Below are 14,574 nucleotides of genomic sequence, written 5' to 3' on the forward strand. Positions count from 1 at the left end.
ATAATCATAAAAGTGGGGTTGGAGTATACCCGGATTATCCTGTTATTGAAGCTGCATCACACCATAAATCACCAAAGCGGGTCGAGGATTAAACGTGCCTTTATGACGGCCTGGCGGCGACGGGGAGAAAAAAAAGCCAGATATGCCTGTAAGGTGAATGACTTACCCTAATTAGTCATAAAAATTATAATGTTAATTATTTTAAACAGCGAATCAGATAAAGCCGGCTTCGGTATGCACGCTGACCCGATCCTTGCCGCTCTTTTTGCAAAAATAGAGCGCTTCGTCCGCCTGTTTGATCGCCGCCTGCAGTGCGGTGAACGCGTTGACCGGCGCGATGCCGCAGCTGGTGGTGAAATGCACTTGCCGTCCGTCGGCCAGGTGTAGCGTCAGGCGATGAGTGCGGGCGCGCAATTGCTCCATGATGTCCCGCGCGTTGTCCAACGAACAGTTACCCAGCAGCACCGCAAACTCTTCGCCGCCGTAGCGGCAGAAAATGTCGCTGGCACGGAACGCGCGTTGCAGCAGGTGTCCGAATGCCACCAGCGCCCGGTCGCCCACGTCGTGGCCGTAGCTGTCGTTGAGCTGTTTGAAGTTGTCGATATCGATCAGGCAAAAGGCCTGCGGGTAGCTGCCGTCGCCCAGCAGCTGAGATTCAAGGAAGAATTTACGACGGTTGTAGATATTGGTGAGCGGATCGAGGAAGGAAGAGGCCTCGAGCTCTTTAATCAGCAGTTGTTTCTCGCTCTCCAGCGAGACCTTGTCCAACTGGTATTGCCTGAGCTGCTGAATGGCGTCGCTGATGGCGATCAGTTCCTGGCTGTAGAAGGCGTCGTTGCGATCGATATTCATCTCACCGCGCGACAGCCGTACGATATTGTTGTGGGTCTTGGTCAGCCAACGGTTGATGCTGGTGCAGAACACCAGCGCCGGCAAAATGAACAGCAATACCACCAGGCCGGCAAGTGCGATCATGCCGTAAATGGTCGTCTGGCTGTCGTAAATCTTGTGGCGCGAGGCGAGGGTTTCCAATTCGAAGCTGCGCTGATACAGCGCCTGCGAAAGCCCGCTCACATCGTCGACATAGCGCGAGATAAGCGCTGTGGGATAGGGCTTGTGGGTATCGATAGCGGTGTACAGCCCATCGGTAATCTGTTGAAGGCGTTCAGCGGACACCTGGGCGAGTAACGCATTGACGATGTCGGTGATTTGTCCATCGTCGTAGTTGATCTTCATGAAGATCAATCGGGTGCTCAGGGCGTTCAGCACGCCGGTCAGTTGAATGGACTTCAGATAGGCGTCTTTGCGAACCAGCGGGCTTACATTGACGTCGATAATCTGATCGCTCAATTCCGTCAGTGACATATTCAGCCGGTTATTGAGACGGATGGCCTCGAGAAACATAAAGGAGTCGGTATCCACCATCCGGGTATCGTAGGTATAACGGTAATAGCTCTTGCTGGTTTGCGAGATGTAATAGGCGCTGTTGATGTTGAACAGATTAGCGTTGGTGTTATTGATCTGCGAAAGCTGCAGGTTGTCATTATCCAGCAACTGTTCCATCAGGCCGATCATCGACAGCGCGGCAATTTTTTGCCGAACCCCGAGCTGTCTGGCGACCTCATCGTTCAGATGTTCGCGGATCCGGGTGATTCTCTCGCGCGCCACCCGATCGGCGGCCAAACATTGCGCGCGGGTGATCTGAGGATCGATCAGGCTCAATCGTTTGAGACGGTGAGCCTGCAGCGCCGCCTGGAAGGCTTCGGAGATTTCTTTGGCGCGATCAATTTTGTACAGGTTGAGTTGGTTGTCGCGGTAATCGGTATGGGCTTCAAGCAGCTCATCGACGATGAACAGAGAGAAGGAGGTCATCAGGCACAGGGTAAAAAAATAGATTGCGTATTTGATTTTCATAGTGCGAGTCATCCCTGGGCCTGATGCCGCAATTATACCACCATGCCGCCTGAGCCGCCTCAACTATGCCGGCGCCCCCCGATGGTGGTTTTTTAGCATTAAATGCTGATTTTTATTTGGCCATTGGTCACCCGCACTGCCGCCAGACGGACGATTTATGATTTGCCTCTGATTTCTCTATCGTGGTCGCCCGGCGGCTCTGGGCTTTTCGGCCAGCTGTGATACAGTTTATTCACAATTCAGGCCCGCCGCGCGCTGCCGGGAAACACACCGGTTGCGGTACGAAGGGGAAGAGCGGCCTGGCACCTATAACTCACTGAGATGTTTAAGGGTTTTTATGACACAACAGCCACAGGCAAAATACCGCCACGACTATCGCGCGCCCGATTACACCACGACCGATATCGATTTGGACTTCAGTCTGGACGCGGAAACCACGCGCGTGACCGCCGTCAGTAAAATCAAACGTCAGGGCACGGCCGGTGCACCGCTGGTGCTGGATGGTGAAGATCTGACGCTGGTGAGCATTCAGGTCGACGGCCAACCGTGGAGCGCCTACCGTCAGCAGGATAACCAGCTGATCATCGATGAGTTGCCGGCACAATTCACTCTTACCATCGTCAACGACATTCACCCGGCGAAAAACACCGCGCTGGAAGGGCTGTACCTGTCCGGCGATGCGCTGTGCACGCAATGCGAAGCCGAAGGCTTCCACCACATTACCTATTACCAGGATCGCCCGGACGTGCTGGCGCGCTTTACCACCCGCATCGTGGCCGACAAGGCGCGCTATCCGTTCCTGCTGTCAAACGGCAACCGCATTGGCCAGGGTGAATTGGCCGATGGCCGCCACTGGGTGCAATGGCAGGATCCGTTCCCGAAACCTTGCTACCTGTTCGCGCTGGTGGCGGGGGACTTCGACGTGCTGCGCGACAGCTTCACCACCCGTTCCGGCCGTAAGGTCGCACTGGAGCTGTTCGTCGATCGCGGCAATCTGGATCGCGCCGACTGGGCGATGACGTCGCTGAAGAACTCGATGAAGTGGGACGAGACCCGCTTCGGTCTGGAATACGATCTCGACATTTATATGATCGTGGCGGTCGATTTCTTCAATATGGGCGCGATGGAGAACAAAGGGTTAAATATCTTTAACTCCAAATATGTGCTGGCGAAGGCGGAAACCGCCACCGACAAGGATTACCTGAACATCGAAGCGGTGATTGGCCACGAATACTTCCACAACTGGACCGGTAACCGCGTGACCTGCCGAGACTGGTTCCAGCTCAGCCTGAAAGAGGGGCTGACGGTGTTCCGCGATCAGGAGTTCAGTTCCGATCTGGGATCGCGCTCGGTCAACCGCATCGATAACGTGCGCGTAATGCGCGGCGCGCAGTTCGCCGAAGACGCCAGCCCGATGGCGCACGCCATCCGCCCGGACAAAGTGATCGAGATGAACAACTTCTACACCCTGACGGTGTATGAAAAAGGTTCTGAAGTGATCCGCATGATGCACACCCTGCTGGGGGAAGCGAACTTCCAGAAAGGAATGCAGCTCTATTTCGAACGCCATGACGGCAGCGCCGCCACCTGCGATGACTTCGTGCAGGCGATGGAAGACGCGTCCAACGTGGATCTGTCGCGCTTCCGCCGTTGGTATAGCCAGTCCGGCACACCGCTGTTGACGGTGCGCGACGAGTACGATGCGGAAACCCAGCAATATCGCCTGCATGTCAGTCAGAAAACCGCGCCGACCGCCGATCAGCCGGAGAAATTGCCGCTGCATATCCCGCTGGATATCGAACTGTACGACAGTGAAGGCAACGTCATCCCCTTACAAAAGGGGGGGCTGCCGGTCAACAATGTGCTGAACGTCACCGAAGCGGAGCAGACTTTCGTGTTCGACGGCGTGGCGCACAAGCCGGTGCCCTCGCTGCTGCGCGAGTTCTCCGCACCGGTGAAACTGGACTATCCGTACAGCGATCAGCAACTGACCTTCCTGATGCAGCACGCACGCAATGAATTTGCGCGTTGGGATGCGGCACAGAGCCTGCTGGCGACCTACATCAAACTGAACGTGGCGCGGCACCAGCAGAAGCAGCCGTTGTCGCTGCCGCTGCACGTGGCCGATGCGTTCCGCGCGGTGCTGCTGGACGAAAAACTGGATCCGGCGCTGGCGGCGCAGATCCTGACCTTGCCGTCGGAGAACGAAATCGCCGAGCTGTTCGCCACTATCGATCCAGAAGCGATCGCCGCGGTGCACGAAGCGATCGTACGCTGCCTGGCGCGGGAGTTGGCCGATGAGTGGCTGGCGGTGTATCACGCCAACAAGACCGACGGCTACCGCGTGGAGCATGGCGAGATCGCCAAGCGCGCCTTGCGTAATGTGTGCCTGGGCTATCTGGCGTTCGGCGAAGATGTGGTGCTGGCGGACCAGCTGGTGAGCGAACAGTATCGCCAGGCGGACAACATGACCGACTCGCTGGCGGCGCTGTCTGCTGCGGTCGCGGCCCAGCTGCCGTGCCGCGATGCGCTGCTGGCGGCGTTCGACGAGCGCTGGCATCAGGATGGCCTGGTGATGGACAAATGGTTCGTGCTGCAGGGCAGCAGCCCATCGGCAGACGTGTTGAGCAAGGTGCGCGCGCTGCTGCAACACCGCTCGTTCAGCCTGAGCAACCCGAACCGCACCCGTTCGCTGATCGGCGGCTTCGCTTCCGGCAACCCGGCGGCGTTCCATGCCGCGGACGGCAGCGGCTATCAGTTCCTGGCGGAGATCCTCAGCGATCTCAACCAGCGCAACCCGCAGATCGCCGCGCGCCTGATTGAACCGCTGATTCGCCTGAAGCGTTACGACGCGGGCCGTCAGGCGCTGATGCGCAAGGCGCTGGAACAGTTGAAAGGGTTGGAAAACCTGTCCGGCGATCTGTACGAGAAGATCAGTAAGGCGCTCGACGCCTGATCTTTTCACGCTGATATAGATAAGGGACGGCCTGCGCCGTCCCTTTTTTCGTTCAATTCGCCGCCTGGCGTGAGCTGGCCGCGGTGACCGGCGGTGATAATACCCGCTCCAGCACTTCAGCTTCCAGTTCCGCCAGCCTGGCCGAACCTTTGCGGCGTGGCCGCGGCAGATCGATGCTCAGATCCAGTCCGATGTGGCCCTCTTCAATCAGGATCACCCGATCCGCCAGCGTGATGGCTTCGCTGACGTCGTGCGTCACCAGTAGTACGGTAAAACCGTGCTGTTGCCACAGTGTCTCTATCAGCCCTTGCATCTCGATGCGCGTCAGGGCATCCAGAGCCCCGAGCGGTTCGTCCAGCAGCAGCAGGCGGGGGCGGTGGATCAGCGCGCGCGCCAGGGCGACCCGCTGCTTTTGTCCACCGGACAGCGCCGCCGGCCAGTCGCGGGCGCGATCCGCCAAACCGACCGCGTCCAGTGCCTGCAGCGCCGCGTCGTGCCAGTGGCCGCGCAGCCCCAGGCCCACGTTGTCGATCACCGTTTTCCACGGCAGCAGGCGCGCATCCTGAAACATCAACCGGGTATCCTCTTTGGCGGCGGCAAGCGGCGCGTTGCCGCTGAGCAGCGCGCCGCTGCTGGCCTGTTCCAGGCCGGCTAACAGGCGCAGCAGGGTGCTCTTGCCGCAGCCGCTGCGGCCGACCACCGCCACGAACTGCCCGGCGGAAATGCGCAGCTGAATATTGTCCAGCACCGTGCGGTTGCCGTAACGTTTGCCGATGGACTCCAGCGTCACCGGCGTGCCTTGTGCAAGGCGAGCGGGAAGGGTCATAGCGCTTCTCCCTGTTTCAGTTGATAGGCCGGATGCCAGCGCAACCAGACGCGCTCAAGCAGCTGCGCGCCCACGTCCGCCAGTTTGCCGAGCAGGGCGTACAGCACGATCGCCACCACCACCACGTCGGTTTGCAGAAATTCACGCGCGTTCATCGCCAGGTAGCCGATGCCCGAATTGGCCGAGATGGTTTCGGCGACAATCAGCGTCAGCCACATGAACCCGAGGGCGAAACGCACGCCGACCATAATCGACGGCAATGCGCCCGGCAGCACCACCTGCGTGAACAGGCGAAAACCGCTCAGACCGTAGCTGCGCGCCATCTCCAGCAGGCCGCGATCGATGTTTTTGATGCCGTGATAGGTATTGAGATAAATCGGGAACAACGTGCCGAGCGCCACCAGAAAGATCTTGGCGGATTCATCGATGCCGAACCACAGGATCACCAGTGGGATTAGCGCCAGGTGCGGCACGTTGCGGATCATTTGCACCGAACTGTCCAACAGGCGTTCACCCCAGCGCGACAGCCCGGTAATAAAGCCGAGGATCAGTCCGATGCTGCCGCCGATGCCAAAGCCGATCAACGCGCGCTGGCTGCTGATGCTCAGGTGCTGCCACAGTTCGCCGCTTTGGCTCAGGCGCCAGAAGGCGGCCAGCACCGCACTCGGCGCCGGCAAAATGCGGTTGGACAGCCAGCCGGTTTCGACGGCGACTTGCCAGATGATCACCAGCGCCAGCGGCAGCGCCCAAGGGGCCAGCCGGTAAAGGATGCGTTGCGCGTTCTTTGCCATCGGGGCGCTCCTCAGCTCTGCGACACTTTTTGCGGAACATAAATGTTGGCCACCACTTCGCCCTGCGGGCGCACCGGCTGAAGGCGCGCAGGCGTTTCTTCCTGCGCCAGATCGAGGTGAGGGAACAGCAGTTCGCCGACGCGGTAGGCCTCTTCCAGATGTGGATAGCCGGAGAGAATAAAGGTGTCGATGCCCAGATCGGCGTATTCCTGCATGCGTGCGGCGACCGTCGGGCCATCGCCCACCAGCGCGGTGCCGGCGCCGCCGCGCACCAGGCCGATGCCGGCCCACAGGTTCGGGCTGATCTCCAGGTTGTCCTTCTTGCCGCCGTGCAGCGCCGCCATGCGCCGTTGGCCGACGGAGTCGAAGCGCGCAAAGGCCTGCTGCGCGTTGGCGATGGTTTCCTCATCGAGGTGGGCGATCAGCCGATCGGCGGCGCGCCAGGCCTCTTCGGTGGTTTCCCGCACGATGACATGCAGACGGATGCCGAAACGCACCTGTCGGCCCTTCGCCGCCGCTTTGGCGCGTACTTCCTCGATCTTCTCTTTGACCTGCGCCGGCGGCTCTCCCCAGGTGAGGTACATTTCTACCTGTTCGGCGGCCAGATCCTGCGCGGCGGCGGAGGATCCGCCGAAATAGAGCGGCGGGCGCGGTTGCTGCACCGGCGGGAACAGCAGCTTGGCCCCTTTCACCTGAATATGCTTGCCGTCGAAATCGACGGTTTCGCCTTCCAGTACCCGGCGCCAGATATGAGTGAACTCGGTCGAGGCCTCGTAACGCTCTTCATGACTGAGATGTAACCCCTCCGCCGCCAGCTCTTCCGGATCGCCGCCGGTGACCAGATTGAACAGCGCGCGCCCGTTGGACAGGCGATCCAGCGTCGCCGCCTGACGCGCCGCCAGCGTAGGGGAGATGATGCCCGGCCGCAACGCAACCAAAAATTTCAGCCGCTGGGTGACCGGGATCAGCGAGGCGGCCACCAGCCAAGAGTCTTCGCAAGAGCGACCGGTGGGGATCAGCACACCGCCGAATCCCAGCCGATCCGCCGCCTGGGCGATCTGCTGCAAGTAACCGTGATCGACGCTGCGAGCGCCCTGAGCGCTGCCAAGATAGTGGCCGTCGCCATGGGTGGGTAAAAACCAGAAAACGTTCAGGCTCATCGTCAATGTTCCCCCGTATTTATTGCGCGCTTGGGCGCCAGATGCGTTGCGAGATGTCGACCTTCACCGGCACCAACCGGTTGGCGTAAAACAGGTCGGCGGTTTGCTGCTGCGCGGCGATCGTATGCGCATCTAGCGGTGTGATGGCGGTCGGGGGGCGGTGATCCAGATAGCTGGCGATCACCGGTTCCGGCAGCCCCATGGCGTTGGCCAGCAGGGTCACGCTTTGCGCCCGGTCGCTGCGGGTGAGTGCATCGGCCTGGGTTAGCACCGTCAGGACCTGGCTGATAAAGGCGCCATTGGCTTCGACATAGGGGCGCGCCGCCAGATAGAAGGAACCGGTCTGGTTCAGATCGGTGCCGTCGCCGAGCACCCGCACGCCGCCCTGCAGCAGCGCGGCGGAATAATAAGGATCCCAGATAGCCCAGGCATCGACGTTGCCCTGCTGGAATGCGGCGCGCGCATCGGCGGGCGTCAAATAGGCGGGCTGGATATCCGTAAATTTCAGTCCGGCCTTTTGCAGCGATCGCAGCAGCAGGTTATGTGAGCTGGATCCTTTCTGGAACGCGACCTTATGGCCTTTCAGATCGGCGACGGTTTTGATCGGGCTATTTTCCGGCACCAGGATTACTTCGGCCTTCGGTTTGGGCGGCTCAACGCCGACATACAGCAGATCCGCGCCGGCGGCCTGCGCAAAGATCGGCGGAATATCACCGGTGCTGCCCAGATCGATGCTGCCGACGTTCAAGGCCTCCAGCATCTGCGGGCCGGCGGGAAATTCAATCCAACTGATGCGGGTGGCGGGGAAGCGTTCCTCCAGCAGCCGGTGGCTTTTCGCCAGCACCAGACTCACCGATCCTTTCTGGTAACCGATGCGAAATTGCGCCGGATCCTGCGCGACGGCGGCGTTGGCCCAGACCAGCGACAGCAGGCCGGTGAAGGCCGCGGCGCTCAGCCAACGTCGCAAAGCGTTGCGTTGTTTCATTCAGGCCCTCCTTTTCCAGGCATGTCAGGCGGTTTGACGCGCCGTCAGCGGCGAGGCGACGCGCAGCGCGGGCGGTTTGCGGCGGCCAAGCGCCAAATAGAAACTGGCGAGCGCCTCTTCCAACCGGGCGGCCACGGCGTCGGTGAGCGTGGCGCTTTCGCCGGTCAGTTGGATCTGGCTGTCGTCGGCGAACACGCCGTGCAGCACCTCTTGCGCTTTCAGCGCCGCCAGCACCGGTTTCAGCGCATAGTCCACCGCCAGCATGTGGCCGACGGAACCGCCGGTCGCCAGCGGCAGCACCACCTTATGATCCAGCGCGCGTTCCGGCAGCAGGTCCAGCAGGGTTTTCAGCGCGCCGGAGAACGACGCTTTATAAACCGGCGTGGAAATCAGCAGGCCGTCGGCCTGCGCCAGCTGCTCGGCAAACGCCTTGATCGCCGGACTGTTGAAGTTGGCGTACAGCAGGTCTTCGGCGTCAAAGTCGTGCAGGGTATAGGCCGTCACTTCCACCCCTTGCTGCCGCAGCCAGTTCTGACTCAGCGAGAGCAGCGCGGCGGAACGTGATGGGATACGTGGGCTACCGGCCAGTGATATAACGCGCATTGCCACTCCTTATAACTAAAAGTTAGGTTTAATTAGAAAATCAATGGGAAGTGTTTTAAACCTACCAGCAACCGGGCGCGTTGTTTAAATCTCATTTTGTGATTTGGATATGCGCAAAAGCGGATTGGCGCCGATTTGGCGGTGAAGTGGGAAAACGATTGCGTAAAAACGGCTTTTTTTGCCTTTAATCAATTCCAATTAGGCGGGGGATACCGGATAATACGCCCCCGGTTTGCAACCGGGAAATCAGGAGAGTCCATGTACTACCCCCTCATCAGGAAAGCGTTGTTCCAGCTCGATCCGGAGCGCGCGCACGAAGTGACCTTTCGTCAGCTCAGCCGTATTACCGGCACCCCATTAGCGTTTCTTGTCCGTCAGTCCGTGCCGACCAAACCGGTCAGCTGCATGGGGCTGTCGTTTAAAAACCCGCTGGGATTGGCCGCCGGTCTGGATAAAAACGGCGAATGCATCGATGCGTTCGGCGCGATGGGCTTCGGCCATGTGGAAGTCGGCACCGTGACGCCGCGTCCGCAACCGGGCAACGACAAGCCGCGCTTGTTCCGCGTGGTTGAGGCGGAAGGCCTGATTAACCGTATGGGGTTCAATAACCATGGCGTGGACAATCTGGTTGAAAACGTTAAGAAATCCCATTTCGGCGGCATTCTTGGGATCAATATCGGCAAGAATAAAGACACGCCGGTCGAGCAGGGAAAAGACGATTATTTGATCTGCATGGATAAAGTTTATCCGTATGCCGGATATATCGCGATTAACATCTCTTCACCGAATACGCCGGGGTTACGATCCTTACAGTATGGCGAAGCGCTGGACGATCTTTTGGCTGCGATTAAAAATAAGCAGCAGGAATTACATGCGCGGCATCACAAATATGTGCCGGTGGCGGTAAAGATCGCGCCGGATCTTTCAGAAGAAGAATTGATCCAAATTGCCGATAGCCTGGTGCGGCATAATATCGATGGCGTGATCGCCACCAATACCACGTTGGATCGAAAATTGATCCAGGGGTTGAATTACTGCGAACAAGCGGGCGGGTTAAGCGGGCGTCCGTTGCAATCACGCAGCACCGAAGTGATCCGTCGTCTCTCCACCGAACTGCAGGGGCGCCTGCCGATTATCGGCGTAGGCGGCATTGATTCGCTGACGGCGGCGCGCGAAAAAATGGAGGCCGGCGCGAGCCTGCTGCAAATTTATTCCGGATTTATCTATCACGGCCCGCGTTTGATTAAAGATATCGTTACCCATATCTAATATTTTTCCTCTCATTTTATTCCGGGGGTTTATTTCTGCCCCCGGCTCGTCTATATTTTGTTCGTTAGCATAAATATCGTTCGCGGAATTATCCGATGTTTAAGCTATTTTATCGGTGATAAAATCGCCTTTTAGGGTGAGTGCGGCATTGGCATAGGCAGCGAGAAGGATACGAAATGAAGATAAAACCTGACGATAATTGGCGTTGGTATTTTGATGCCGAACACGATCGGCTAATGCTGGATTTAGCTAATGGTATGATCTTTCGCTCACGTTTCCCGGCCAAAATGTTAACGCCGGACGCCTTTGATGAATGCGCTTTTTGCGTGGATGACGCCGCCCTTTATTTCACCTATGAAGAACAGTGCAAGCAGGTCAAGCTGAGCCATGAACAGCGCGCCGAGCTGGTGTTGAATGCGCTGGTCGCCTATCGCTTCCTGAAACCGCTGATGCCAAAGAGCTGGCATTTCTCGCAGCAGCATTACCCGCTGCAGCCGAAAAATGGCGAGCTGGCGGCGGTGAAAGTGATGGAGAGCGGCGCGGAAGCGCGCTTGCTGGTGGTGGAGGCCGGGGATAACGCCAGCCTGTGCCTGCTGGCGCAAAATCAGCTGACGGTCGCTGGCCGTACCATGGTATTGGGTGACGCCATCAAGGTGATGCACGATCGGCTGAAACCCTGCGCGCAGGATGAAAGCGCCGCCCCGGCTTACGACAGGGCGGTATAAGGCGGATTACGCCAACGTCAAATCACTTTTCGGGATGCAGCTGCAGCACAGGATGGTGCCGTTGTCGCCCAGCGCGCTTTTCTTCAGGGGCGCGACTTCACCGCTCAGCAACGTAATGCGGCAACTGCCGCAAATCCCGGCGCGGCACGAGTAAGGCACGCGGATGCCTTGCTGCTCCAGCTGTTCGAGCAAAATCTGCTGGTTGTTGCCGGTAAACACCTTGCCTTCATATTCGATCGTGACGCTGTGCGCGCTGTCTTGTGGCGCCTGCACGCTCTCTACCACTTTCCCGGCGCCATAAGGGCGCGGCGGCTTGGTCGACAGCACTTCCACCGTATCGCCCACGCGAATGATGCCGCTGTTGCGCGCGATCATATTCTGGCCAAAATCGATGTCGCCGTTGTCGGCGGAGCGGAATTTTTGCAGCGTGCTGAGCGGTTCGCCGCTCGGGTGCTTGCGGCCACGCTCGGTGCTGACGGTGGTAAGCACGCAGCGGCTGCAGGGTTTCACCAGATCGAACATCACGTCACCGACGCGGATCACCTGCCAGCCGTCTTCGGCCCAGGCGGTGGCGCCGCTCACCACCAGATTGGGGCGGAACTGCTCTAGCTTGATGCTGCCGGGGCAGCGCTGTTGCAGATCGTTGAACGAAGCCTGGTTAATCAGCAGATAAGGGTAGCCGTCGGCAAACGTCAGCGGGATTTCAGGGTGTTTCTTGACCCGGCGGGTCAGCTCCGGCCCCAGCCAGCGCAGCTGCACGTCGCGCTGGAAATAGCCGCTCAGCCAGCGGTTGATCTCATCTGGCGCAGTCAGCGCGGTGAAATGGTTGCCCCATACCTCGGTCGGCTGCGGCGCGGCGGCGAAGTCGCTGAAGCGAATGGCGGCGCTTTCACCGTCCGGCGCGGTCAGAAACAGCCCATCCGGCAACAGCGCCGGCGTGAACAACACCATCTGCGGATATTGGCGCGCGGTAATAAAGGTGCCGTCCGGCTCGGTGATCATAAAGTTGCGGTCGAAGGCCAGACCGCTGCTGCCGACCTGGGCGTAAGAAAGCTGCAGGCCGCGCAGTGATTTAACCGGATGGACGTAGAGTTTGGAAAGCGTGATCACCCTTATCTCCGTGCGATGATTAAATAGAAGGGAGCAACTTTATGACAAGCGGTGCGGATTAGCTATAATGCGCAACAATTTTCTTTTTGGTGATAAGTACGATATGAACTCTCTGTTTGCCAGCACGGCGCGTGGATTGGAAGAACTGTTAAAAAGCGAGCTGGAAGCGCTTGGCGCTCACGACTGCAAAGTGGTGCAGGGCGGGGTACATTTTCAGGGTGACGATCGTCTTCTGTACCAAAGCCTGCTGTGGAGCCGCCTGGCTTCGCGCATTCTGTTGCCGCTGAACGAATTCCGCGTGCACAGCGACCTGGATCTGTACCTTGGGGTGCAGGCGATCGACTGGCCGAGCATTTTTGGCGTGGATAAAACTTTTGCCGTGCATTTCAGCGGCGTGAACGAAGAGATCCGCAACAGCCAATATGGCGCGCTGAAGGTGAAAGACGCCATCGTCGACAGCTTCACCCGTAAACTTGACCAACGCCCGACGGTTGCCAAGCAGCAGCCGGATATTCGCGTTAACGTCTTCCTGCAACGCGATATGGCCAGCGTGGCGCTCGATCTGAGCGGCGAAGGCCTGCACCAGCGCGGCTACCGCGATCTCACCGGCCAGGCGCCGCTGAAGGAAAACCTGGCGGCCGCCATCGTGCTGCGCTCCGGCTGGCAGCCGGGCACGCCGATGCTCGATCCGATGTGCGGCTCCGGCACGCTGTTGATCGAAGCGGCGATGATCGCCGCCGATCGCGCGCCGGGTCTTCACCGTCAACACTGGGGCTTCAGCGCCTGGAATGGTCACAACGCCGAACTGTGGCGTGAGGTCACCACCGAAGCACAGGTTCGTGCCCGCCGCGGTCTGCAGGAAACCGCCTCTCGCTTCTTCGGTTCCGATATCGATCGCCGGGTGATTGAGATGGCGCGCGGCAACGCCCGCCGCGCCGGCGTCGCCGAACTGATCACCTTCAACGTCGGCGACGTCGCGCGGTTGACCAACCCGCTGCCGGAAGGCCCGCACGGTACCGTGATCAGCAATCCGCCGTATGGCGAGCGTCTGGAAAGCGAACCGGCGCTGATCGCGCTGCACAACATGCTGGGCCGCGTGATGAAAAGCGCCTTCGGCGGTTGGCAGCTGTCGCTGTTCAGCGCCTCGCCGGAGCTGTTGAGCTGCCTGCAGCTGCGCGCCGAGCGCCAGTTTAAGGCGAAGAACGGCCCGCTGGAGTGCGTGCAGAAAAATTATCAGCTGGCGGCAAGCCCGGCCGGTGCCGCTACCGGCGGCGTGCAGGTGGCGGAAGATTTCGCCAACCGTCTGCGCAAGAATTTGAAGAAGCTCGACAAGTGGGCGAAGCAACAAGGCATTGAATGCTACCGCCTGTACGATGCCGATCTGCCAGAATACAACGTCGCGGTGGACCGCTACGGCAGCAAGGTGGTGGTGCAGGAGTATGCGCCGCCGAAAACCGTCGATGCACAGAAAGCGCGTCAGCGCCTGTTCGATGTGATCAACGCGACGCTGGCGGTGCTGGAGCTGCCGTCGAATCAGCTGATCCTGAAAACGCGCGAGCGGCAGAAGGGCAAAAACCAGTACGAGAAACTGGCGCAGAAGGGCGAGTTCCTGCTGGTGGAAGAGTATAACGCCAAGCTGTGGGTCAACCTGACCGACTATCTCGATACCGGCTTGTTCCTCGATCACCGCATCGCGCGCCGTATGCTGGGCGAGATGAGCAATGGCAAGGACTTCCTCAACCTGTTCGCCTATACCGGCACCGCCAGCGTGCATGCCGGGCTGGGCGGCGCGCGCAGCACCACCACGGTGGACATGTCGCGCACCTATCTGGAATGGGCGGAGAAGAACCTGCGCGCCAACGGCCTGACCGGCCGTCAGCATCGATTGATCCAGGCCGACTGCCTGTCGTGGTTGAGCAACGCCAACGAACAGTTCGACGTGATCTTCATCGATCCGCCGACCTTCTCCAACTCCAAGCGGATGGAGAACACCTTTGACGTGCAGCGCGATCACCTGGCGCTGATGAAAGATTTGAAACGGTTGCTGCGCCGCAACGGGACCATCATGTTCTCGAATAACAAGCGCGGTTTCCAAATGGATATGGCAGGGCTGAGTGCGCTGGGCCTGGAGGCGAAAGAGATCACCGCCAAGACGCTGTCGCAGGACTTTGCCCGTAACCGTCAGATCCACAACTGCTGGCTGGTGACTCACGCCGGCGAAGGAAAATAATTACT

Annotated in this window: 11 protein-coding genes; 4 read left to right on the plus strand and 7 right to left on the minus strand. The window is 59.3% G+C overall.

What is annotated here, in order from left to right:
• Positions 1 to 213: 213 nt before the first annotated feature.
• Positions 214 to 1,914: a diguanylate cyclase gene (locus ACMGGW_RS07065; protein ID WP_197832200.1), complete on the minus strand. Its 1,701-nt coding sequence runs from the start codon at positions 1,912 to 1,914 to the stop codon at positions 214 to 216.
• A 337-nt stretch (positions 1,915 to 2,251) separates the two neighbouring features.
• Here ACMGGW_RS07065 and pepN point away from each other — a divergent pair, with 337 nt between their 5' ends.
• On the plus strand, positions 2,252 to 4,870 hold the full coding sequence (gene pepN / locus ACMGGW_RS07070) for an aminopeptidase N (RefSeq protein WP_025302295.1): 2,619 nt from the start codon (positions 2,252 to 2,254) through the stop codon (positions 4,868 to 4,870).
• A gap of 52 nt (positions 4,871 to 4,922) precedes the next feature.
• Here pepN and ssuB read toward each other — a convergent pair whose 3' ends face one another.
• The 5 genes from ssuB to ssuE are packed head-to-tail and all read right to left on the minus strand — an operon-like array spanning position 4,923 to position 9,235.
• Positions 4,923 to 5,696 carry an aliphatic sulfonates ABC transporter ATP-binding protein gene (gene ssuB, locus ACMGGW_RS07075; RefSeq protein WP_025302296.1) on the minus strand — a complete coding sequence of 258 codons (774 nt, stop codon included), beginning with the start codon at positions 5,694 to 5,696 and terminating at the stop codon, positions 4,923 to 4,925.
• A complete protein-coding gene (gene ssuC, locus ACMGGW_RS07080) occupies positions 5,693 to 6,487 on the minus strand; it encodes an aliphatic sulfonate ABC transporter permease SsuC (protein ID WP_033650683.1) in 795 nt (264 codons plus the stop codon). Before ssuC ends, ssuB begins: the two co-directional genes overlap by 4 nt.
• Positions 6,488 to 6,498: 11 nt before the next feature.
• Positions 6,499 to 7,647: an FMNH2-dependent alkanesulfonate monooxygenase gene (gene ssuD / locus ACMGGW_RS07085; RefSeq protein ID WP_025302298.1), complete on the minus strand. Its 1,149-nt coding sequence runs from the start codon at positions 7,645 to 7,647 to the stop codon at positions 6,499 to 6,501.
• A 19-nt stretch (positions 7,648 to 7,666) separates the two neighbouring features.
• Positions 7,667 to 8,632, minus strand: coding sequence for a sulfonate ABC transporter substrate-binding protein (locus ACMGGW_RS07090; protein ID WP_049295343.1), 966 nt, complete (start codon positions 8,630 to 8,632; stop codon positions 7,667 to 7,669).
• A gap of 24 nt (positions 8,633 to 8,656) precedes the next feature.
• A complete protein-coding gene (gene ssuE, locus ACMGGW_RS07095) occupies positions 8,657 to 9,235 on the minus strand; it encodes an NADPH-dependent FMN reductase (RefSeq protein WP_043137622.1) in 579 nt (192 codons plus the stop codon).
• A gap of 258 nt (positions 9,236 to 9,493) precedes the next feature.
• Here ssuE and pyrD point away from each other — a divergent pair, with 258 nt between their 5' ends.
• Both pyrD and ACMGGW_RS07105 read left to right on the plus strand, forming a co-directional pair.
• Positions 9,494 to 10,504: a quinone-dependent dihydroorotate dehydrogenase gene (gene pyrD, locus ACMGGW_RS07100; RefSeq protein ID WP_019454516.1), complete on the plus strand. Its 1,011-nt coding sequence runs from the start codon at positions 9,494 to 9,496 to the stop codon at positions 10,502 to 10,504.
• A 176-nt stretch (positions 10,505 to 10,680) separates the two neighbouring features.
• Positions 10,681 to 11,229 (plus strand): cell division protein ZapC, encoded by a 549-nt coding sequence (locus tag ACMGGW_RS07105; RefSeq protein ID WP_004928171.1) that lies wholly within the window; start codon positions 10,681 to 10,683, stop codon positions 11,227 to 11,229.
• A gap of 6 nt (positions 11,230 to 11,235) precedes the next feature.
• Here ACMGGW_RS07105 and ACMGGW_RS07110 read toward each other — a convergent pair whose 3' ends face one another.
• Positions 11,236 to 12,339, minus strand: coding sequence for a YcbX family protein (locus tag ACMGGW_RS07110; protein ID WP_016928298.1), 1,104 nt, complete (start codon positions 12,337 to 12,339; stop codon positions 11,236 to 11,238).
• A 103-nt stretch (positions 12,340 to 12,442) separates the two neighbouring features.
• Between ACMGGW_RS07110 and rlmKL the strand changes: the two genes are divergently transcribed.
• Positions 12,443 to 14,569 (plus strand): bifunctional 23S rRNA (guanine(2069)-N(7))-methyltransferase RlmK/23S rRNA (guanine(2445)-N(2))-methyltransferase RlmL, encoded by a 2,127-nt coding sequence (gene rlmKL / locus ACMGGW_RS07115; RefSeq protein WP_025302302.1) that lies wholly within the window; start codon positions 12,443 to 12,445, stop codon positions 14,567 to 14,569.
• Positions 14,570 to 14,574: the final 5 nt, after the last annotated feature.

The sequence above is a fragment of the Serratia sp. BNK-4 genome (assembly GCF_048685115.1).
Classification (GTDB): Bacteria; Pseudomonadota; Gammaproteobacteria; order Enterobacterales; family Enterobacteriaceae; genus Serratia; species Serratia bockelmannii.

Excerpts from the sequence above, each read along its gene's own strand:
- ssuE (WP_043137622.1), bottom strand. The coding sequence starts at position 9,235 with ATGCGCGTTATATCACTGGCCGGTAGCCCACGTATCCCATCACGTTCC.
- pepN (WP_025302295.1), top strand. The coding sequence starts at position 2,252 with ATGACACAACAGCCACAGGCAAAATACCGCCACGACTATCGCGCGCCC.
- ACMGGW_RS07090 (WP_049295343.1), bottom strand. The coding sequence starts at position 8,632 with ATGAAACAACGCAACGCTTTGCGACGTTGGCTGAGCGCCGCGGCCTTC.
- ssuD (WP_025302298.1), bottom strand. The coding sequence starts at position 7,647 with ATGAGCCTGAACGTTTTCTGGTTTTTACCCACCCATGGCGACGGCCAC.
- ACMGGW_RS07065 (WP_197832200.1), bottom strand. The coding sequence starts at position 1,914 with ATGAAAATCAAATACGCAATCTATTTTTTTACCCTGTGCCTGATGACC.
- ssuC (WP_033650683.1), bottom strand. The coding sequence starts at position 6,487 with ATGGCAAAGAACGCGCAACGCATCCTTTACCGGCTGGCCCCTTGGGCG.
- ssuB (WP_025302296.1), bottom strand. The coding sequence starts at position 5,696 with ATGACCCTTCCCGCTCGCCTTGCACAAGGCACGCCGGTGACGCTGGAG.
- rlmKL (WP_025302302.1), top strand. The coding sequence starts at position 12,443 with ATGAACTCTCTGTTTGCCAGCACGGCGCGTGGATTGGAAGAACTGTTA.
- ACMGGW_RS07105 (WP_004928171.1), top strand. The coding sequence starts at position 10,681 with ATGAAGATAAAACCTGACGATAATTGGCGTTGGTATTTTGATGCCGAA.
- pyrD (WP_019454516.1), top strand. The coding sequence starts at position 9,494 with ATGTACTACCCCCTCATCAGGAAAGCGTTGTTCCAGCTCGATCCGGAG.